The 19,734-nt window shown below is 73.7% G+C and carries 18 protein-coding genes; 11 read left to right on the top strand and 7 right to left on the bottom strand.

The window, feature by feature from the left end:
* Positions 1-15: 15 nt before the first annotated feature.
* Entirely contained in the window at positions 16-1,089 is a 1,074-nt protein-coding gene (locus JX575_RS13020; protein WP_186340857.1) for a branched-chain amino acid aminotransferase, read from the top strand.
* A gap of 37 nt (positions 1,090-1,126) precedes the next feature.
* Positions 1,127-3,013, top strand: a complete 1,887-nt coding sequence (gene nhaA, locus JX575_RS13015; protein WP_241005146.1) for a Na+/H+ antiporter NhaA — start codon at positions 1,127-1,129, stop codon at positions 3,011-3,013.
* A gap of 551 nt (positions 3,014-3,564) precedes the next feature.
* Here nhaA and JX575_RS13010 read toward each other — a convergent pair.
* Positions 3,565-3,918 (bottom strand): TraR/DksA C4-type zinc finger protein, encoded by a 354-nt coding sequence (locus JX575_RS13010; protein WP_186340858.1) that lies wholly within the window; start codon positions 3,916-3,918, stop codon positions 3,565-3,567.
* A 108-nt stretch (positions 3,919-4,026) separates the two neighbouring features.
* Between JX575_RS13010 and JX575_RS13005 the strand changes: the two genes are divergently transcribed.
* From JX575_RS13005 to cimA, 4 genes are all read left to right on the top strand, one after another.
* Positions 4,027-5,772: a serine/threonine-protein kinase gene (locus JX575_RS13005; RefSeq protein WP_186340859.1), complete on the top strand. Its 1,746-nt coding sequence runs from the start codon at positions 4,027-4,029 to the stop codon at positions 5,770-5,772.
* 70 nt (positions 5,773-5,842) lie between these two features.
* Positions 5,843-6,481 (top strand): DUF5709 domain-containing protein, encoded by a 639-nt coding sequence (locus JX575_RS13000; RefSeq protein ID WP_206054393.1) that lies wholly within the window; start codon positions 5,843-5,845, stop codon positions 6,479-6,481.
* Positions 6,482-6,681: 200 nt separating this feature from the next.
* Positions 6,682-8,001, top strand: coding sequence for a circularly permuted type 2 ATP-grasp protein (locus JX575_RS12995; RefSeq protein ID WP_186340860.1), 1,320 nt, complete (start codon positions 6,682-6,684; stop codon positions 7,999-8,001).
* 177 nt (positions 8,002-8,178) lie between these two features.
* Positions 8,179-9,771 (top strand): citramalate synthase, encoded by a 1,593-nt coding sequence (gene cimA / locus JX575_RS12990; protein ID WP_186340861.1) that lies wholly within the window; start codon positions 8,179-8,181, stop codon positions 9,769-9,771.
* Positions 9,772-9,860: 89 nt separating this feature from the next.
* Here the strand turns inward: cimA and JX575_RS12985 are convergent, their stop codons facing one another.
* Positions 9,861-12,290, bottom strand: a complete 2,430-nt coding sequence (locus JX575_RS12985) for an Ig-like domain-containing protein (protein ID WP_186340862.1) — start codon at positions 12,288-12,290, stop codon at positions 9,861-9,863.
* A 150-nt stretch (positions 12,291-12,440) separates the two neighbouring features.
* Between JX575_RS12985 and JX575_RS12980 the strand changes: the two genes are divergently transcribed.
* Positions 12,441-13,163: a DUF305 domain-containing protein gene (locus JX575_RS12980; RefSeq protein WP_186340863.1), complete on the top strand. Its 723-nt coding sequence runs from the start codon at positions 12,441-12,443 to the stop codon at positions 13,161-13,163.
* A 19-nt stretch (positions 13,164-13,182) separates the two neighbouring features.
* On the opposite strand, the gene JX575_RS12975 is transcribed toward JX575_RS12980, so the two are convergent.
* A complete protein-coding gene (locus tag JX575_RS12975) occupies positions 13,183-13,770 on the bottom strand; it encodes a TetR/AcrR family transcriptional regulator (protein WP_241005145.1) in 588 nt (195 codons plus the stop codon).
* 72 nt (positions 13,771-13,842) lie between these two features.
* Here JX575_RS12975 and JX575_RS12970 point away from each other — a divergent pair, with 72 nt between their 5' ends.
* Genes JX575_RS12970 through JX575_RS12960 form a run of 3 tightly spaced genes read left to right on the top strand, consistent with a single transcriptional unit; the run spans position 13,843 to position 16,219 of the window.
* Positions 13,843-14,400 (top strand): NAD(P)H-dependent oxidoreductase, encoded by a 558-nt coding sequence (locus tag JX575_RS12970; RefSeq protein WP_186340864.1) that lies wholly within the window; start codon positions 13,843-13,845, stop codon positions 14,398-14,400.
* A 33-nt stretch (positions 14,401-14,433) separates the two neighbouring features.
* Positions 14,434-15,825, top strand: coding sequence for an amidase (locus tag JX575_RS12965; protein WP_186340865.1), 1,392 nt, complete (start codon positions 14,434-14,436; stop codon positions 15,823-15,825).
* Positions 15,826-15,835: 10 nt separating this feature from the next.
* Positions 15,836-16,219, top strand: coding sequence for a VOC family protein (locus tag JX575_RS12960; protein ID WP_186340866.1), 384 nt, complete (start codon positions 15,836-15,838; stop codon positions 16,217-16,219).
* On the opposite strand, the gene JX575_RS12955 is transcribed toward JX575_RS12960, so the two are convergent.
* The 3 genes from JX575_RS12955 to JX575_RS12945 are packed head-to-tail and all read right to left on the bottom strand — an operon-like array spanning position 16,220 to position 18,208.
* Positions 16,220-16,837: an energy-coupling factor transporter transmembrane protein EcfT gene (locus JX575_RS12955; RefSeq protein ID WP_241005144.1), complete on the bottom strand. Its 618-nt coding sequence runs from the start codon at positions 16,835-16,837 to the stop codon at positions 16,220-16,222. It abuts the gene before it with no gap.
* Entirely contained in the window at positions 16,834-17,532 is a 699-nt protein-coding gene (locus tag JX575_RS12950) for an ABC transporter ATP-binding protein (protein WP_186340867.1), read from the bottom strand. Before JX575_RS12950 ends, JX575_RS12955 begins: the two co-directional genes overlap by 4 nt.
* A gap of 34 nt (positions 17,533-17,566) precedes the next feature.
* On the bottom strand, positions 17,567-18,208 hold the full coding sequence (locus JX575_RS12945) for a biotin transporter BioY (RefSeq protein WP_241005143.1): 642 nt from the start codon (positions 18,206-18,208) through the stop codon (positions 17,567-17,569).
* 110 nt (positions 18,209-18,318) lie between these two features.
* Between JX575_RS12945 and JX575_RS12940 the strand changes: the two genes are divergently transcribed.
* On the top strand, positions 18,319-18,879 hold the full coding sequence (locus tag JX575_RS12940) for a TetR family transcriptional regulator (protein WP_186340868.1): 561 nt from the start codon (positions 18,319-18,321) through the stop codon (positions 18,877-18,879).
* Between the two features lie 176 nt (positions 18,880-19,055).
* On the opposite strand, the gene JX575_RS12935 is transcribed toward JX575_RS12940, so the two are convergent.
* A complete protein-coding gene (locus JX575_RS12935; protein ID WP_186340869.1) occupies positions 19,056-19,664 on the bottom strand; it encodes a pentapeptide repeat-containing protein in 609 nt (202 codons plus the stop codon).
* Between the last annotated feature and the right edge of the window lie 70 nt (positions 19,665-19,734).

Genomic DNA, 19,734 nt, shown 5'->3' with positions numbered 1-19,734 from the left:
AGTAGGTTTGACCCCATGCAGATCAGCACCACCGCCAACCCCGCACCCGTCGACGACGCCCGCCTCGCGGAGATCCTCGCCAACCCGGGCTTCGGCACGCACTTCACCGACCACATGCTCACGCTCGAGTGGACGCCCGCCGACGGCTGGCACGCCGGTCGGATCGAGCCCTACGGCCCGCTGACCCTCGACCCGGCGACCGCGGTGCTGCACTACGCGCAGGAGACCTTCGAGGGGATGAAGGCCTACCGGCACGACGACGGCTCGATCTGGACCTTCCGGCCCGACCAGAACGCGGAGCGGATGGTGCGCTCCTCGCGGCGCCTGGCGTTCCCCGAGCTCCCCGTCGACGACTTCGTCGCGGCCGTGGACGCCCTGGTGCGGGTCGACCAGCGCTGGGTGCCCGAGAGCGAGGGGGAGAAGTCGCTCTACCTGCGGCCCTTCATGTTCGCCTCGGAGTCCTTCCTCGGCGTGCGCCCGGCCGAGCACGTCACGTTCATGGTGATCGCCTCGCCCGCCGGCGCCTACTTCAAGGGCGGCATCAAGCCGGTCAACCTGTGGCTGTCGGAGTCCTTCACCCGCGCCGGGCGCGGCGGGATGGGCGCGGCCAAGACCGGCGGCAACTACGCCGCCTCGCTGGCCGCCCAGCGCGAGGCGATCGAGCAGGGCTGCGACCAGGTGGTGTTCCTCGACGACCAGGAGTTCCGCTACATCGAGGAGCTCGGCGGGATGAACCTGTTCTTCGTCCATGCCGACGGCCGGGTCGTCACCCCCGAGACCGGCACGATCCTCGAGGGCATCACCCGCGCCTCGATCATCGAGCTGGCGGGCAAGCTCGGCCACGCGGTCGAGGAGCGCAAGGTCTCCATCGACGAGTGGCGCGAGGGGATCGCGTCCGGTGACATCACCGAGGTCTTCGCGTGCGGCACGGCCGCGGTCGTCACCCCGGTCGGCGAGCTGCGCTCGCCCAGCGGCGTGACCCCGGCGCCGGCGAGCACCGGGCTCACCATGCAGATCCGCGAGGCCCTCGTCGGCATGCAGTTCGGTCGCGCCGAGGACACCTTCGGCTGGATGCACCGGGTCTGCTGAGCCGCGCAGCGGCGACCCGCCCGCTAGCCTCGTCCGGGTGAGCACGGCGCCGTCGGACCGCGACCCCGACCAGTCGTCCTGCCGGGGGGCGAGCGCGTTCGAGGCGCAGAGCCCACGCTCGCTGCGCGACTTCATCCGTACCGAGTCGGGCTCGGCGGGCCTGCTCGTCGTCGCCGCGCTGGTCGCCCTGGTCTGGGCCAACTCGCCCTGGTCGCAGTCCTACGTCGACCTGTGGCACACCGAGGTGTCCGTGCGCTTCGGCGACGGCGGGCTCACGATGGACCTGCACCACTGGATCAACGACGGCCTGATGGTCGTCTTCTTCTTCGTCATCGGCCTCGAGGTCCGCAAGGAGTTCGCGATCGGCGAGCTCGTCGACCGCAGCCGGGTGGTCGTGCCGCTGGTCGCCGGCACGACCGGCATGCTCGTCCCGGCCGCGATCTTCCTGGCCCTCAACCCCTCCGGGGAGGCCGCGGCCGGCTGGGGCGCGGTGATCGGCACCGACACCGCCTTCCTGCTCGGGGTGATGGCGCTCGTCGGGCCGGCGGTCTCGACGCAGCTGCGGATCTTCCTGCTGACCCTCACCGTCATCGACGACATCGTCGCCGTCAGCGTCATCGGGGTCGTCTACTCCGACCACCTCTCGCTCGGGGCGCTCGCGGTCGCCGCGGCGTGCCTGCTCGTGCTGGTCGGGCTCGGCCGCGCGGGCGTGTGGCAGGCGGCGCCCTACGTGCTGGTGGTGGTCGTCCTCTGGGTGGCCACGCTGGAGTCGGGCGTGCACGCCTCGATCGCCGGCATGCTGAGCGGCCTGCTGGTCCCCGCGCTCGACCCGCGGCGCTCCGACGTGGAGGACGCGGCGCGCAGCTTCCGCGCGTTCCGGCAGTCGCCGATGCCCGGCGTGCAGCGGGTGGCGCGGCGGTCGCTGACGCGGGCCATCTCGGTCAACGAGCGGCTCCAGGAGGCGTTGCACGCCCCGACCAGCAACGTCGTCGTACCGGTCTTCGCGCTGGCCAACGCCGGCGTCGACCTGCGCGACGGAGTCCTCGGCGACGCGCTGGGCTCACGGTTGATGTGGGGCATCGTGCTCGGACTGGTGGTGGGCAAGTCGGTCGGCATCTTCGCCGGCGCCTGGGCCAGCGTGCGGCTCGGCTGGGGACGCCTGCCGCAGGGCGTGGGACTCGGGCACACGCTGGCCGGCGGCGCGCTCTCCGGGATCGGGTTCACGGTGTCATTGCTGATCATCAGCCTGGCCTTCGAGTCGTCCCGGCTCCAGGACGAGGCCCGCGTGGGCGTCCTGCTCGCCGCTGTGCTCGCGAGCCTGGCGGGATGGCTCGCGTTCCGCTTCGCCGCCCGCTTCCTCGGCCAGGGCGACGCCGCCCTGCCGACGACCCTGAGCCGGCCGGTCGACCCCGCGCGCGACCACGTCCTCGGACCGGTCGACGCGCCGCTGACGCTCGTGGAGTACCTCGACTACGAGTGCCCGTTCTGTGCCCGCGTCAGCGGGGTCGGCAACGAGCTGCGCGCGCACTTCGGCGACCGGCTGCGCTACGTCACCCGTCACCTGCCGCTCCCGGTCCACCCGCACGCCGAGCTGGCCGCGCTCGCGGCGGAGGCGGCGGCGCGGCAGGGCCGCTACTGGGAGATGCACGAGCTGCTCTTCGCCCACCAGGACGAGCTCGAGCTGGAGGACCTGGCCGGCTACGCCGCCGACCTCGACCTCGACGTCGAGCAGTTCCTCCGTGACCTCGACGACGAGGAGCTGGCCCGCCACGTCGCCCAGGACGTCGCGTCGGCCGAGGCGAGCGGCGTGCGCGGCACCCCCACCTTCTTCATCGGCCCGACCCGCCACATCGGCCCCCACGACGCCCGGACGCTGATCGCGGCGCTGGAGCGGTCGGAGGGCTCGCCCCGGCCGATCGGCTGACCCGCGCCGGCCTGCGGGCCGATGCGTCGTACGCCGCCGCGCGACGAGGCTCGTCGCCATGACGACCACCGCCTCCGACCCCATCCGCACGACCGCGGCGCGGCGCCGTCCCCGCCGCGAGTGGTGGATTCCCGCGAGCCTGCTGGGCCTGACCTTCGTGCCCGTGGCCGCCGTGGGGGCTGGTCCACTCGTACGTGCCGGGCGCGGTGGTCTCGTAGCGCCGCGGCGTGCAGGCTGGGTGTTGAGGTCGATGACCGGGCTGGCGGTGACCTTGGTGCGCGAGTCGGCACACCAGCCGCGGATGTGGTCGAGCAGCACCAGCCGCTGCCTTTCCACCACCCGAGCAGCCCCACTAGGACAGTCTCGTCCCCGCTGGGACACCCGGATCCGACTGGTTGAGCGGGGACGTGACCGCTCAAGGACGCCCGCCGTCGCCGAATCTGTGGAGGGATGACGCCCGGGCGCGGCTCGCGGCGGGGACCGGACACCCGGCACCTCCACGACGTACCGCATCGGCAGGGCGGGAGACCACCCAGAGCACACCCGTGAGGTCAGCGCGAGCCCGGGTCGCGTCCCGCGCACCGGATGCAGGTGCGCGCTGCCGGGAGCGCCTCGAGTCGGGCGTCGCCGATGGGCCGCCCGCACGACTCGCACACACCGTAGGTCCCGGCGTCGACCCGCTCGAGCGCGGCGTCCACCTCGGCCACGCGGCCGCGCACCTGCCGGACGAGGGCTCCGATCTGCGAGCGCTCGAACGCGATGGTGGCGCCCTCGGGGTCGTGCTCGTCGTCGGCGTTGGTGTCGAGGGACGCCGCGACGACTGCGTCGTAGTCGCCGGTCAGGCCGGCCAGGCGCGTGAGGGCCTGGTCACGCTCGTCGGCCAGCCGTCGCCGTGTCTCGTCCACCGCCCCATGGTCGCCGACGGCACCGACAACGCGCCTGTGCGCCGCCACCGGCTGCGCCGAGCAGCCGTGGTCAGGGGGATCCGATGCCTACGGCACTATCCTCGTGCCGTGACGACGTCCCCGAAGGCGCCGCCGCCCGGCCTGACCGTGGGCGGCTACGCCCTGCGTGCCCGCCTCGGCGAGGGCGGCATGGGAGTCGTGCACCTCGGCCAGCGGCCGGGGGAGCGCCCCGTGGCGATCAAGGTGCTGCGCCCGCACGTGGTCGGCGACGACGAGGCGCGTCGCAGGCTCGCCCGCGAGGTCAGCTCGCTCAGCCGCGTCCGCAGTCGCCGCATCGCCGAGATCGTCGACGCCGACCCCTTCGGCGAGATCCCCTACGTCGCCACACGCTACGTCCCTGGCCTCTCGCTCCACGACCACGTGCACGAGGAGGGGGCGCTGGAGGGCGACGACCTGGTCTGGTTCGCCGACTGCCTCGCCGAGGCGCTCGAGGCGGTCCACTCCGTCGGCGTGCTGCACCGCGACATCAAGCCGTCCAACGTGATCATGGAGGGCCGCACGCCGATCCTCATCGACTTCGGCCTGGCCCGGGTGGCGGAGGACTCGCGCATCACCATGAACGGATGGCTGCTCGGCACGCCGGGCTACCTCGCCCCCGAGATCCTCTACGGCGACGACGCCACCGCCGCCTCCGACGTGCACGCCTGGGCCGCGACCGTGGCGTACGCCGGCACCGGGCGTGCGCCGTTCGGGCGCGGGCCGTCGGTGGCGGTGATGGACCGCGTGCGCCGCGGCGAGCACGACCTCGACGGCCTCGACCCCGACATGCGCGAGCTGGTGGAGCAGGCGCTCGCCCCCGAGCCCGCCGACCGGCCCTCCCTGACCGAGGTGCGCGACTGGCTCGAGGACCTCGCCTCCCCGGTGGGCACGGAGCACGCCCACCGCACGCCCGGACCGATCACGCTGCCCTACGTCGCGGGCGTCCGCCAGGACCTCGATGCCCCCACCCGCCTCGGCACGTTCGCGCAGGGCGCCGCTGCGGAGCCGGTGCACTGGTCCGGCGACTGGGACCACCCCGGGAATGACCGCACCGACGACCGCACCGACGAGCGCGCCGACTGGCACGACGACGACCGCATTGACGCGTGGCACGACGCCGACGTGACGGTCGGGTGGGGCGACGCCGCCACCGCGCCGCACCGCCACACCCGCGTCCTGCCCGACGGCTCGGTCGAGTACGTCTCCGACTACGGGCCGCCCCAGCGCGAGCAGGTGCCCACTGGTGAGCGCGTGCGTCGCTCGCTCACGCTGCTTGCCCTCGGCGGCGTCGTGGCCGGCGCCATCACCCTCGCCCCCTACGTCGCGCTCGGGGTCCTCTTCGTCGTGGTGTGGCTGCTGCGCAGCGGCTCGCTCGCCGCGGCGTCCGCCGGCAGCCGCCGCGACCGACGCGGTGCGCGCTGGTACGACGGCATCCAGGTGCTGCTGGCCGCGCCGTGGCACGTGGTGGCCGGCATGGGCGGCTCGCTCGTGCTGTTCCTCTGGAGCGCGGGCATCGCGTGCGCCGTGGCCCTGATCTGCTTCGCGGCGTCGCTGTCGATGACCACCTCGCTCGCCGCGATCGGCGTCGTCTTCGCCGTCTCGACCTGGTGGGGGCCGGGGTCCGAGCGGCTCCGCTCGCCGGTCCACCGCCTGGTCGACCCCCTCGCCCGCCGCGGTGTGCCGTGGCTGCTCGCGACCCTGCTCGTCGCGGCGGCCGGGTCCGGCCTGGCCGCGGCCGCGACCGCGCAGGGCACCGACTGGGCGCCCGACGACGCCGCGCCGTTCTCCGGCGTACGCCTGCCCGCCTGGTTGTGACGGACCTCGCCGTGTAGCAGCGGGCGTCGGGGGTACCTAGCGGGTTCACCCACCGACAGCAGGAGGACTGATGAGCTCCGACCAGCCCGACATCGGCACCGAGATCGGCACCGACCCCGCGGTCGACGTCACCGGGGACACCACCGACAACGAGAGCTACCACGGCTACAGCGTCGACGACGAGAACCAGCCGCAGGGTGAGGGCGACAGCCTGGTCGACGACCGGGGCCTGGCCGAGCCGCTGGACGAGGGCTACTCGCCGCCGGAGAAGTGGTCCGCGGCGCAGGGCTACGGCAACACCCCGCTCGAGGAGAGCATGGGCGAGTCGCTGGACCAGCGGGTGGAGCAGGAGGTCGTCGAGCCCGACCCGTACGAGCAGGCGGCCGAGGAGGCCGAGCGGGGCGAGCTGGCGCCGCTCGTGGCGGAGGACTCGACCGACGGCGAGGCCGTCCAGGCCGACGTGGAGACGGCGACGGGGGAGCGGGCGGGACGTCTCGTGGCCGAGGACGAGGGCGTGCGTACGGACACGGAGAAGGACCTCGTCGCCGAGGACGTGGGCATCGACGGTGCCGCGGCCGGTGCCGAGGAGGCCGCGGTCCACGTCATCGACCCGGTCCTCGACGACGCGGTCCTCGACGACCCGGTCGCCGCCGACGCTGTCTTGCTCGACGGCGAGGTCGTGGACGGGGAGCCCACCCGCCCCGAGTGAACGACCGCAGGTGAACGACCCCGCGAGCCCCGGACCCGACGGGTCCGGGGCTTTCGCGCGCCCGCCGGGAGCCGCCTCGGCCGGCCGCGGGCTCCACCGGCACCGAGCGCTCGACCGTGGCCGGGGCAGTCGTCCCCCCGTGGGCCCCGCATGCCCCGGGGATGACGCCCCCGCGGCGCGTTGTCGGTAGACAGGGCCCCATGACATCCCACCCCGACCCGACCGAGCGTCCCTCGTCCCCCGGCGAGCGCGACGACCTGAGCCGACGCGTGAACGCCGTGCTGGAGGAGCGCGGCGTCCGCTTCGGTGGGGCCGGAGGCCATGCCTTCCGTGCCGACCCCGTCCCGCGCCTGCTCGACGCCGAGGAGTGGGAGCTCCTCTCCGCCGGGCTGGCGCAGCGCATCCGCGCCCTCGACGCCTTCGTGGCCGACGTCTACGCCGAGCGCCGCTGCGTGACCGACGGCGTCGTGCCCGCCCACGTCCTGGACGCCACTCCCTACCTCGAGCCCGGCCTCCGCGGCAGCGCGCCGGCGGCGGGTGCCTGGATCTCGGTCGCCGGCTTCGACGTGGTCCGCGACGAGAGCGGCACCCTGCTGGTGCTGGAGGACAACGTCCGCACGCCGTCCGGGATGGCGTACGCGATGGCGGTCTCGGAGGCCGTGTCGCAGGTGCTGGACGTCGAGCAGCCGGCCGGCCTCGAGGAGTGCGCCTCGGCGCTGCGCCGCTGCCTCGAGGCCACCAACCCCGACGGCGAGGGCGCGCTGGTGCTGCTGACCGACGGCCCGGACAACTCCGCCTACTACGAGCACCGCCGCCTCGCCGACGAGGCGGGGCTCACGCTGGTCGAGCTCGACGGGCTGCTGCCCGACGGCGAGGGGCTGCGGCTGGCCGACGGCACGCCGGTGCGCGCGGTCTACCGGCGCACCGAGCAGGACGGGCTGCGCGCCACCGATCCCGCCGCCGACCCTGCCGCCGACGTCGCGGGCCGGCTGCTCGCGCCGTGGCAGGCAGGTCGCGTCGGCATGGTGAACTGCTACGGCACCGGCGTCGCCGACGACAAGTCCGTCTACGCCCACGTCGACGACATGGTCCGCTACTACCTCCACGAGGAGCCGCAGGTGCGGTCGGTGCGCACCTACGACCTCACCGACGCCGACCGGCTGCGGGAGGCGCTGGACCGCCTCCCCGAGCTGGTCGCCAAGCCGCGTGACGGTGCCGGCGGCCAGGGCGTGGTGATCGGTCCGTCGGCGTCGCGGGAGCAGCTGGAGACGACCCGCGAGGCCATGCGCAGCGAGCCGCAGCGCTGGATCGTGCAGGACGTGGTGTCGCTCTCGACGCAGCCGACGATCGTCGACGGCGTGCCGCAGCCGCGCCACGTCGACCTGCGGCCCTTCGTGTTCTTCGACGGCCGCGACGTGACGGTGCCGCGCGGTGGACTGACCCGCGTGGCGCTCGAGGAGGGCCAGATGGTGGTCAACTCCTCGCAGGACGGCGGCGCGAAGGCGACCTGGGTGCACTAGGCCGCCGCTCGGATGGCGAGACACGCGTCTCGCCATCCCGGGCATCGGTGGCACCATGGCGGCATGAGCACCCGCACCATCATCATTGCCTAGCGCGACGGGAACACCCGCCGCGCCCACCTCCTGCACCCCAGGAGGTTTTTTTCTGCCCCGACCGCACCGACCGAGAGACCTCCGATGGACCTGCACGGCTCGTTCCACGTCTACGACACCACCCTGCGCGACGGCGCCCAGCAGGAGGGCCTCAACCTCTCCGTCGCCGACAAGCTGAGCATCGCCAAGCAGCTCGACGGCCTGGGCGTGGGGTACATCGAGGGCGGCTGGCCGGGCGCCAACCCCAAGGACACCGAGTTCTTCCGCCGGGCCCGCGAGGAGCTCGACCTGCGCCACGCGCGGCTCGCGGCGTTCGGCGCCACCCGCCGGGCGGGCGTACGCGCCGCCGACGACCCGCTCGTCGCGGCCCTGCGCGACTCGGGCGCGGGCGTGGTCACCCTGGTCGCGAAGTCGCACGACCGGCACGTGGAGCTCGCCCTGCGCACCACGCTCGAGGAGAACCTCGCGATGGTGCGCGACACGGTCAGCCACCTGCGCGCCGAGGGCCAGACGGTGTTCCTCGACGCCGAGCACTTCTTCGACGGCTACCGCGCCAACCGCGACTACGCCCTCGAGGTGCTGCGCACGGCCGCCGAGGCGGGCGCCGAGGTGGTCGCGCTGTGCGACACCAACGGCGGCATGCTGCCCGACTGGGTCTCCGACGTGGTGCTCGACGTCATCGAGACCACCGGTGCGCGCGTCGGCATCCACGCCCACAACGACAGCGGCTGCGCCGTGGCCAACTCGCTCGCGGCGGTCGCGGCCGGCGCGACGCACGTGCAGGGCTGCATCAACGGCTACGGCGAGCGCACCGGCAACGCCGACCTCGTCACCGTCGTGGCCAACCTCGAGCTCAAGCTGGACCGCGCCGTGCTGCCCCAGGGCCTGCTGCGCGAGGCCACCCGCATCGCGCACGCGGTCGCCGAGGTCACCAACGTGCCGCCGGCCTCGCGCCAGCCCTACGTCGGCACGTCGGCGTTCGCGCACAAGGCAGGGCTGCACGCCAGCGCGATCAAGGTCGACCCCGACCTCTACCAGCACCTCGACCCGATGGTCGTCGGCAACGACATGCGCCTGCTCGTCTCCGACATGGCCGGGCGCGCGTCCATCGAGCTCAAGGGGCGCGAGCTCGGCTACGACCTGTCCGACGGCTCGCCGGAGATGAGGGAGCTGGTCACCCGCGTCACCGACCGGGTCAAGCAGCTCGAGCAGCGCGGCTACACCTTCGAGGCCGCCGACGCGTCCTTCGAGCTGCTGCTCGCCGAGGAGGTCGAGGGCGCACGCCCGTCCTACTTCGACGTCGAGTCCTGGCGCGTCATCACCGAGACCCGCACCGACGGCGAGGCGATCTCGGAGGCGACGGTCAAGCTGCGCTCGGAGGGCGTGCGGTACGTCGTCACGGGCGAGGGCAACGGTCCGGTCAACGCCCTCGACGCCGCCCTGCGCGAGGCGATCGGGCAAGCCTTCCCGGAGGTCGCGAAGTTCGAGCTGATCGACTACAAGGTGCGCATCCTCGACCAAGGCCACGGCACCGACGCGATCACGCGGGTGCTCATCGAGACCACCGACGGCGAGTCGTCGTGGGTCACCGTCGGCGTCGGCGCCAACGTCATCGAGGCGTCGTGGGGCGCGCTGGTCGACGGGCTCACCTTCGGTCTGCGCCGGCACCACCGCTGATCAGGCCGCGGGCACCTGCCCGCACGCACGAGGCCCCGGCGGATCTCTCCGCCGGGGCCTCGTGCTGGTGCGTCAGCTGCGCGTCCGGGTCAGCGCACGACCCGGAACCTCACGGTGTTGCGGCTCTTCCTCACGGCGTCGGACCCGCCGAAGCTCGCCGACACCGTGTGCGCGCCGACCGCGAGGTTCTTCCTCACCTTGACGACGACCCGACCGTCGGAGAGCCGGGCGGTCTTCACCAACGTGCCGTCGACCCGGACCACCACCTTCCCGGTCGCGTCGGCACCGCGGGACTTCACCGTCACCACGACGCTGAAGTCCTGCTTGACGCGCGGCTTCTTCGGCTTGACCGTGACCTTCGTCCGGGAGGCGACCTTCCCGGTCGGCGTCGCGGCGGTGACGGTGGCGGTGAACGTCGCCGACGAGGCGGCGTTGGTGTCGTCGCCCGCGTAGGCCGCGGTCAGGGTGTGGGTGCCCACCGGGAGGTCGGCGGGCAGGCCCACGGCCGCGGTGCCCCGAGCCAGGGTGGCCTTGCCGAGCTGCTTGCCGGCCTTGTCGGTCACCACGACGCTGCCCGTGGGCAGGGCGCCCTCGGTGCCGACGCGGTCGACCGTGACCGTCGTCGTCGACGCCTGTCCGAAGCTGGACGGCTCGGGGGAGTGGGCGGCGCCGACCTTGGTGGGCAGCTTGCAACCGGCGTCGCACGGCAGGCTGTCGCGCAGCTCGGTGATGGCACGCCGGGCCCGGACCTGCTCGACGTTGTCGCCGAGGAGCCGGCGCGCCGCGTCGAGGTGGTGGCGGACCAGGGGCGCCGAGGAGGCCCCCTGCGCGGACAGCTCACGGGCGGTGCCGAAGCTCTCGATGACGGCCGTCAGGGTCTCCCCGGCCAGCGCGCCCGACCGGGCGGCCTGGTCGAGGTAGGAGCCGGCCACGTTGAAGCTCGGGGCCCAGCGCAGCGGCGTCTGGTGCTGGGCGTTGAACTCCTCGACGACCGATTCGCCGGCGGCGGCGATCTCGTTGGCCGAGAGCAGGTCGCTCGGGGTGAACGCCAGGGCGTCGAAGCCGCGCCCGATCTCCGAGCCGAAGACGTGGCCGTTGTACCAGTAGGTCGACCAGTAGCCGGCGAGGTTGAGGCCGGTGGGGTTGGGGGTGTTGACCGGCCCGCGGTCGTAGAAGGCGAGCTCGACCGGGTTGGCGGAGTCGGTGAAGTCGATGACCGACAGGCCGCCCTGGTACCAGGCCTGGACCATGATGTCGCGGCCCGGGACCGGGACGAGCGAGCCGTTGTGGGCCACGCAGTTCTCCTGCGCGGTCTGCGGCGCCGGCAGCTTGTAGTAGCTGCGGAACGCCATCTTCCCGTCGACGATGTCGAAGATCGCGTCGGCACCCCACTCGGGCCTGTCGCTCTCGCGGCAGCGTGCGCCCGAGCCGCCGCCCCACTCGTCGGTGAAGATCACCTTGGTGCCGTCGTTGTTGATCGTGGCCGAGTGCCAGTAGGCGAAGTTGGGGTCGGACACCGCGTCGATGCGCTCGGGGTTCACCGGGTCGGTGATGTCGAGCAGGATGCCGTTGCCCTGGCACGCGCCGGCCGCGAGGCCGAGCTCGGGGTAGGCGGTGATGTCGTGGCAGGTGTTGGTGTTGGGCAGCGGCGAGTAGTTGGTGCCCGACGGGTGCGGGGTGCCGGGGAGCGTGTTCTGCAGGCCGTTGAAGGCGCCGGTCGCGGGGTCGGTGAAGATCCGCGGCTGGCTGACGATGGCGGCGTCCTCGGGCGCGGCCAGCGGCACCTTGATGACGTCGATGCGCCACTGCGCCGGGTTGCCGGTCGTGACGGGGCCGGTGGTGGTGTTGGGGTTGACGCTCTCGCAGCCGGCGAGCTCATCGCCCGACCGCACGCCGGCGGTGCCCGAGTTGTAGAGGTAGACGTTGTCGGGATCGTCCGGGTCGGTGACCACCGTGTGCGTGTGCGAGCCGCGGCAGGTCTGCACGCCGCCCACCTGGACGGGGGCGGCGAGGTCGGAGATGTCGAAGATCCGGACGCCGCGGAACCGCTCGGGGCTCACCGAGCCCGTCACTCCCTGGGAGCCGCAGTCGACGCGGGCCGAGGTCTGCTCGACCGAGAAGAACAGCAGGTCGCCGAAGACGCTCACGTCACCCTGCCCACCGGGGCACACGAACGAGCCGCTCAGGGTGGGGTCGGCGGGGTCGGACACGTCGTAGACCTGGAAGCCCAGGTAGTTGCCGACGATGGCGTGGTCGCCGGTGAAGGCGAGGTCGGAGTTGATGCTCGAACCGCCCGGAGCTCCGTCGAACGGCGCGACCCGGGGGTTGTTGTCGAGCAGCTCGATGTTGCTGCTGGCCTCGCTCCAGGGGAGGTAGCCCGGAGCCAGCCCGATGCGGGGGTCGTCGGCTGCCTGGGCCGCGGCGGGCAGCAGCGCCGCGACCAGCGCGGCGAGGCTCGCCGCGAGGGCCGGGCGGCGGAATCGACGAGGGCGACGTGGCGGCGTCATGGGTGGCGTCATGGGTGGCGACCTTCTTCCGACGACGGTCGCCCCGGATGGCCGCGGCGTGCGCCGTGGCCGGTCGACCTAGTATGTCGAGAAACGTAGCGACGACCGGCGCCGGCCGCACCATCCCTTGGTCGGACATTTTCGAGGGGAACTGGAGTCCACATGAGCGCGCTGGTCAGGGTGGGAGCCGTCGTCGTGTCGGTCGCGGTCGCGCTGGGTGTCTCGGGATGCACCGGCGAGGAGCCGTCGCGCGACACCGAGCAGGGCGCGCCCGTCGTCCAGCTCGGCGCGCCGGGCGAGGCCGGGAAGACCATGTCGCCGGAGGAGGTCGAGAGCCTCGCCGTGCCGACGTACACCGCGTCCGACGTGGCGTTCGTGGAGGAGATGGTCCCGCACCACACGCAGGCCCTCGAGATGACCGCGCTGGTGGCGGACCGGACCGGCACGCGCGCCATCCTTACCCTCGCCGAGCGCATCGAGGTCTCACAGGTCGAGGAGCTCGCCCAGCTCGAGGGGTGGCTGACCCGCCGGGGCGAGGGAGCGGGCGAGACCCCCGACGACCACGGGTCGGGGGACGACGAGCAGCACGACGACCACGGCGACGAGGCCGGTGGGGCGGTCGCGACCCACGCCGGCATGCCGGGGATGGCCACGCCCGAGCAGATGGAGCGGCTCGCCGATGCGCGGGGGCGCGACTTCGACCGGCTCTTCCTGCAGCTGATGATCCGCCACCACGAGGGCGCCATCGTGATGGTGGAGACGCTCCTCGCCGATGGCAGCGGCGGTCAGGAGTCCGAGGTGTTCCAGCTGGCCACCCATATCGCCTCCGACCAGGCCGTCGAGGTCGCGTCGATGAAGCGCCAGCTGACGTCCCTCGACGGCTGAGCGCGGCCGGCGTGCGGCGTCAGCCCACGACCCGGCGCACCAGGTCGTCCCAGCCCGCCTCGACGCGTTCGACCGAGATGTTGTCGCGCACGACCTGCTGGTCGAGCACCACCATCTCCAGCGGGGCGAGGAGCGCCGTGGCGAGCATCAGGAGGTCGCCGGAGACGCCGAGCTCGCGCAGCAGGTGGCGCACGTGCAGGTTGGCGAAGGACATCGCCGCAGCCGAGCGGGCGCCCGGCTGGCCGGCCGCCGCGATGAGGTCGGCGTGGGCGAGGTTGGCGCGCAGCCGTGAGTGGCCGAACGCGATGAGCCGGTCCATCGGGGGAGCGCCCGGACCCAACGGGGGAGGCCCGGAGATCACGCTCGCCTGCCAGGCCGTCTCCGACTCGTTGAGCACCGCTCCCATCAGGCCCTCGCGGCTCTCGAAGCGCCGGAACAGCGTGCCCTTGCCGACTCCCGCCTCCGCCGCGACCGTGTCCATCGTCACGGCTTCGACCCCCCGGGTCCGCACCAGTCGCAGGGCCGCTGCGAGGATGGCCTGCCTGTTGCGCGCCGCGTCGGCCCGCTCGGGGACCGGGGCGTCGGCCATCGGCAGGGGGCGGGTCACCCCGACAGCCTAGGACCGGAGAAAGTCCGGCCAGGCGGGAATGTAAGCGGACCGTGGTCCGTTTACGACGGTATGACTACCGCTGACACCCAGACCCGCGTCGCTGTCCTCCTCGGCTCCTACCGCGCCGGGAGCCTCAACCGCCGTATCGCCGAGCACCTCCGCGACCATGCCCCGGCCGGCGTCACCGTCGACGTCGTCGAGGGCCTCGCCGACGTCCCGTTCTACAACGAGGAGCTCGACGGCGACTCGGTCCCGGCCGCGGCCGCCGCGCTCCGCGAGTCGGTGGCCAGCGCCGACCGCGTGCTCGCCGTGACGCCGGAGTACAACGGCACGATGCCGGCCGTGCTCAACAACGCCATCGACTGGCTCTCGCGCCCCTACGGCCAGGGCGCCATCGTCGGCAAGCCCTTCGCCGCCATCGGCGCGACCCCGACGCCCTACGGCGGCAAGTGGTCGCACGAGCACGCCCGCCACTCCGCCACCATCGCCGGCGCTGTCGTCGTGGAGGGCATCGTCGTCGACGAGCCCGCCCTCGACGGTGACCCGCTGGAGGACGAGGCCGCCGTGCAGCGCTTCCTCGGTGCCCTCGACGCGCTCGTCGCCCACGAGGTCGAGGTCGCGGCCTGACCCGGACCGCGCATCGCAGGTACGGTCGACGGTGTGCTGCACGACCTGACCGCGCTCGAGCAGGGCGATGCCGTACGCACGGGTGACGTGTCGCCGCTGGAGCTGGTCGAGCACTACGCCGGCCGCGCCGATCGGGTCGGCGCCTTCATCACGCCCACCCACGAGCAGGCGCGCGACCACGCCCGCCGGCTGACCGAGCAGGGCCGGCCCGCCGACGCCGGCCCGCTCTGGGGCGTGCCCACCGGCATCAAGGACCTGCACCCCACCGCGGGTGTGCGCACCACCTTCGGGTCGGCGGCGTACGACGACCACGTGCCCGACGCCTCCGACGACCTGGTGCTCACCGTCGAGGCGGCCGGCATGCCGAGCCTGGGCAAGACGAGCACGCCGGAGTTCGGCTCGCCCTGCTACACCGAGCCCGACGTCGCCCCGCCCGCCGTGACGCCGTGGGACCCCACGCGCACGGCCGGCGGCTCGTCCGGGGGTGCGGCCGCCGCGGTGGCTGCCGGACTGCTGCCCGTCGCGCCGGGGTCCGACGGGGGCGGCTCGATCCGCACCCCCGCCTCGTGCTGCGGGCTCGTGGGCCTCAAGCCGACGCGGGGACGCATCAGCGGCGCCCCGAACTACGGCGATCCCACCGGGCTCGCCACGCCCGGCACCCTCGGGCGCACCGTCCGCGACACCGCCGCCCTGCTGGACGTGCTCGCGGGTCGCCGGGTCGGCGACCCGTACTGGGCACCCGCGCCGTCCGGGAGCTTCCTCGACGCCTGCGACCGTGAGCCCGGCCGGCTGCGGGTCGCGCGCTTCATCACCCCTGTCATCGCGGAGACCGACGTCCACGCTGCGAGCGTCGCGGCCTGGGAGGGCGCCTCGCGGTTGCTGGCGTCGCTGGGCCACGACGTCGAGGACGTGCCGGTGCCGATCCCGCTCGAGGCGACGGCCGCCTTCGAGACCTGCTGGTCGGTGCTCACCGCCCTGTCGCCCGTCCCACCCGGCCGCGAGGACCGGCTGCGCCCGCTGACACGGTGGCTTGCCGGTCTCGGCCGCGCGGTCAGCGGGCCCGAGTTCGCCCTCGCGATCGGGCGGATGCGTCGCCACGCCGCCGCCGCGCTGGCGGCCCTCGCGCCGTACGACGTCGTCCTCACGCCCACCCTCGCCCGGCCGCCGGCGCTGGTCGGCGAGCTGCGCGACGACGCCGACCCGGCGCGCGACTTCGCCCGGCAGAAGGAGTTCACGCCGTGGACGAGCGCGTGGAACGTGACCGGCATGCCGGCCGTCTCGCTGCCGCTGCACTGGACCGACGACGGGCTGCCGATCGGCGTGATGCTGGCAGCGCGCCCCGCCGAGGAGGAGCTGCTCCTCGCGGTCGCGGCCCAGGTGGAGGCGGCCGCGCCATGGGTGGACAGGCGTCCGCCCGGATGGTGAAGTGACGCGTATGGGTGAGCTGACGCCGTACCTCTGCGTCGCCGACGCACGCCGCGCGATCCAGTGGTACGTCGACGTGCTGGGCTCGGAGGTCGTCGTCGAGCCGATCGTCATGGAGGACGGGCGGGTCGGCCACGTCGAGCTCGCCGTCGGTGGCGGTCGCTGGATGATGTCGGACGAGTTCGACTCGGCCGGCGTCGCGGCGCCCGACACGTCCCGCGGCGCTGCCGTCTCGCTGCACCTCGAGGTCGACGACGTCGACGCGCTGTGCCGACGGGTGACCGGGTCGGGCGTGACCCTCGACCGCGGACCCGAGGACAGTCCGCCGGCCGGCCGCGTGGCCGTCTTCCGCGATCCCTTCGGCCACCGCTGGTTCGTCAACCAGCGGTCCTGATCAGGACTGCTCGTCGCCGATGCCGCGCGCGTGCAGCGCGTCGCCCGACTCGTGGGCGCGGGCGACGACGCGGATCACGAACGGGGACAGGTAGGCCCGGGGGCTGCGGTCCAGGCCGCGCGCCCGCGCCGCGTCCCGGGTCTCGCGGGCGACGGCGATCGTGCCGGGAAGGGCGCCGATCGTCAGCGCGACGGTGAGCGCGACGCGGTCGGGGTCGACGCCGACGACGCGCAGCGGCCGTGCCCACCGCGAGAGCGCGTCGACCATCGCGTCGACGGTCGTCGTCGCGGTCAGCGAGAGGGCGGCGAGACCGAGCGTCAGCAGGTCGAGGAAGGTCTCGACGGCCTTGCCCGGGCCGTACCACCACCACTGGAACGCGCTGGCCACCGCCGCGATCAGCAGCACGCCCCGGGCCGCGCGCCACACCGAGCGCAGCGGCACCCGCGCCACGACGGCGAGCAGGAGCGTCACGGCGAGGAACACCGGCGCGGCACGGACGTCGCGCACCGCGACGACGGCGAGACTGAGCACGGCGAGGCCCAGCACCTTGGCCCCGACGGGCAGCCGGTGCAGGAACGTGTCGCCGGGCTGGTGCAGCCCGGCCATCAGGTCGCTCACGCGTCGACCAGGCCCGTGTAGTGGGCGATGGCCTCGCGCGGCGCCCCGTCGGCGACCACGCGAGCGGCGTCGACGACCAGCACCCGGTCGCACCTGGCGGCCAGGTCGAGGTCGTGGGTGACGAGCAGCAGCTGCTGGTCGAGTGCGAGGAGGGCGTCGCCGACGCGCCGGGTGTTGGCGCGGTCGAGCAGCGTGGTCGGCTCGTCCGCGACCACCACCGCCGGCTCGAGGGCGAGCACCCCGGCGAGGGCGAGCAGCTGGCGCTGCCCGCCGGAGAGCGAGTGGACCGAGTCGTGCGCATGCGCCTCGAGGCCGTTGGCCGCGAGCACCGCCATCGCACGCTCGCGCCGGGCGCCGGCGTCCTTGATGGTGCGCCGCAGCGACAGCTCGACGTCCTCCACGCACGTCGGCATCACCAGCTGGGCCGCCGGGTCGGTGAAGCAGAACCCCACCCGCCGCCGCACGGCGGCGCCCTCGCGTGCCACGTCGCGGCCGTCGACCGTGACCCGGCCGGTGGTGGGCCGGACCAGCCCGTTGACCATGCGTGCCAGCGTGGACTTGCCCGAGCCGTTGGCCCCGATGACGGCGACCCGCCGCTCGGTGAGCACGAGGGTCGTCGGCGCCAGGATCTCGCGCTCGCCGCGCCCCGGCAGGGGCACGCGCGCCCCCGCGCGGTCGAAGTGGATCGTTGCCATGCCGTGTCCCGGTGTCCTGTCCCGATGTCCGCGGTCAGTCGCGCTGCAGAAGCTGCGGGAACGCCCGGTGCACCTCGGCGGCGATCATCGCGACCAGTGAGGTCTTCACCACGTCACCGATCCAGAACGGCGCGTCGTAGGCGGCCGCCTCGGCGAAGGAGATGTCAAAGAAGCGCATCATCCCGAGGATCCCGAGGAGGTGGACGACCAGCGCGCCGGCGGTGAACGAGCACGCGAAGACGACGATCGCCCGGGTGCGGCGCTCGCGCGCGACGTACTCCACCAGGAAGCCGGCGAGCGCCGCGGCGAGCGGGAACGCGATCAGGTAGCCGCCGCTCGGGCCGCTGAACACGCCGATGCCCGACGAGTGCTCGGCGAAGACCGGCAGGCCGACGGCTCCCAGTGCGAGGTAGAGCATCACGGCGGAGAAGCCGCGCAGCGGGCCGAGGACGCAGCCGGCCAGCATCACCGTGAGCGTCTGGAGGGTGATCGGCACGCCGGCGCTCCCGACGGGGACTGCGCCGATGTAGGCACTCGCGCAGATCAGTGCCCCGAACGCGGCGACGAGCGCGATGTCGCGGGTGGGGGAGGAGCGGGCGTGCCGCTCGTGGACCGCGATGTCGGGCGCGGCGTCGGGGGTGGAGGCGGGGGTGGAGGCGGGGGTGGAGGCGGGCACGGTGGTCCTCGGCGGCTGGACGGGGGACCTGAACGGTGTTCAGGCTGAACGGTGTTCAGGCTAGGGTGGCGCCGACGGCCCGTCAACGACGTCCAGGACCGGGAGGGTGCGTGGCCCACAGGCGCAGCGACGTGCTCGACCACGCCGTCGCCCTGCTCGACGCCCACGGGCTCGCGGCGCTCACGATGCGGCGCCTCGGCGCCGAGCTCGACGTCCAGCCCAGCGCGATCTACCACCACTTCCCGAGCAAGCAGGCGCTGCTGGCGGCGGTGGCCGACGAGATCCTCGCCCGCGGTGCGCGAGCGCGTACCGCCTCGGAGTGGCCCGACCGGGTGCGCGAGATCTGCTCCGAGCTGCGCGAGGCGATGCTCGCCTGCACCGACGGCGCCGACGTGGTCGCGACCGTGTGGGCCTTCGGCCTCGGCGCCGCGGCGCCGGTCGCCGAGCTCGAGAAGGTCCTCACCGACGCCGACGTCCCGTCCGAGCTGGTGCCCGTCGCCTCCCACGCGCTCGTGCACTACGTGTTCGGCCACGCCTTCGAGGAGCAGACCGCCCGCCAGGCCGTCAGCCTCGGTGCGGTCGAACGCCCCCTCGACTCGCTGCCCGACTTCGACCTCGGGCTCGACCTGCTCCTCGACGGCCTGCGGGCGCGGCTGCGCGGGGGTGCTTGAGCGGGGACGTCCCCGCTCAACGGCCCGGATCCGGGTGTCCTAGCGGGGACGGGACGTGTCTAGTGCTCATGCTGGGAGCTGGGAGCTGGGGGCTGCGCTGCGGTGCTCGAGCGGGGAGATCCCCGCTCAACGGCCCGGATCCGGGTGTCCTAGCGGGGAGGGGGCGGGTTGAGCGGTCAGGGGGAGCCGTCGACGTCCGCGCCGTGGAGCTCGGCGAGGAGGACGGCGCCCGCGAGGTCGAGGCGCGTACGCCGGAGGTCGGCGGCGGCCAAGTCGACGCCGTCGAGGGCGGCGCCGCGGAGGTCGGTGCGGTCGAGCTTGGCCTGTCGGAGCACGGCGCGGTCGAGGCGCGTGCGGGCGAGCACGGTGAGGGTGAGGTCCGACTGGGACAGGTCGGCCTCGCGCAGGTCGACGCCGGTCAGGTCGAGGCGGGAGAGGTTGGTGCCGCGGATCGTCACCCCGAGCCACGACCCGCCGAGGACCGTGAGGGGGCGCATCGTGCACTCGGAGAAGACCGAGCCGACGAGCTTGCACCCGTCGAGCGTCGCGCCGAAGAACGACGCGCGGCGGAAGTCGCAGCCGACGAACGCCGTCGCGGTGTGCACCGAGTCGTTGAACCGGGTGCCGTGGAAGGTGCACCGCTCGAACGTGGCACCCGACGACGTCGCCTCGGAGAGGTCCACGTCGGTGAAGGTGCACTCGACGAAGCGCGCCGCGCCGAGGTCCTCGCCGTACCAGTCCTCACCGCGCAGATGGGTCCCGGTGGCTGTCCTCGGCTCGGTCACGGCGCCACCGTAGCCGTGGGGTCGGTCCGACTCGACGGATGGCCCGACGGATGGGCCCGACGGATGGGCC

Source organism: Nocardioides sp. zg-1228 (assembly GCF_017086465.1).
GTDB lineage: Bacteria > Actinomycetota > Actinomycetes > Propionibacteriales > Nocardioidaceae > Nocardioides.
Note: the sequence above shows the minus strand (reverse complement) of the source record. Positions and strands in the feature narration are given on the sequence as shown.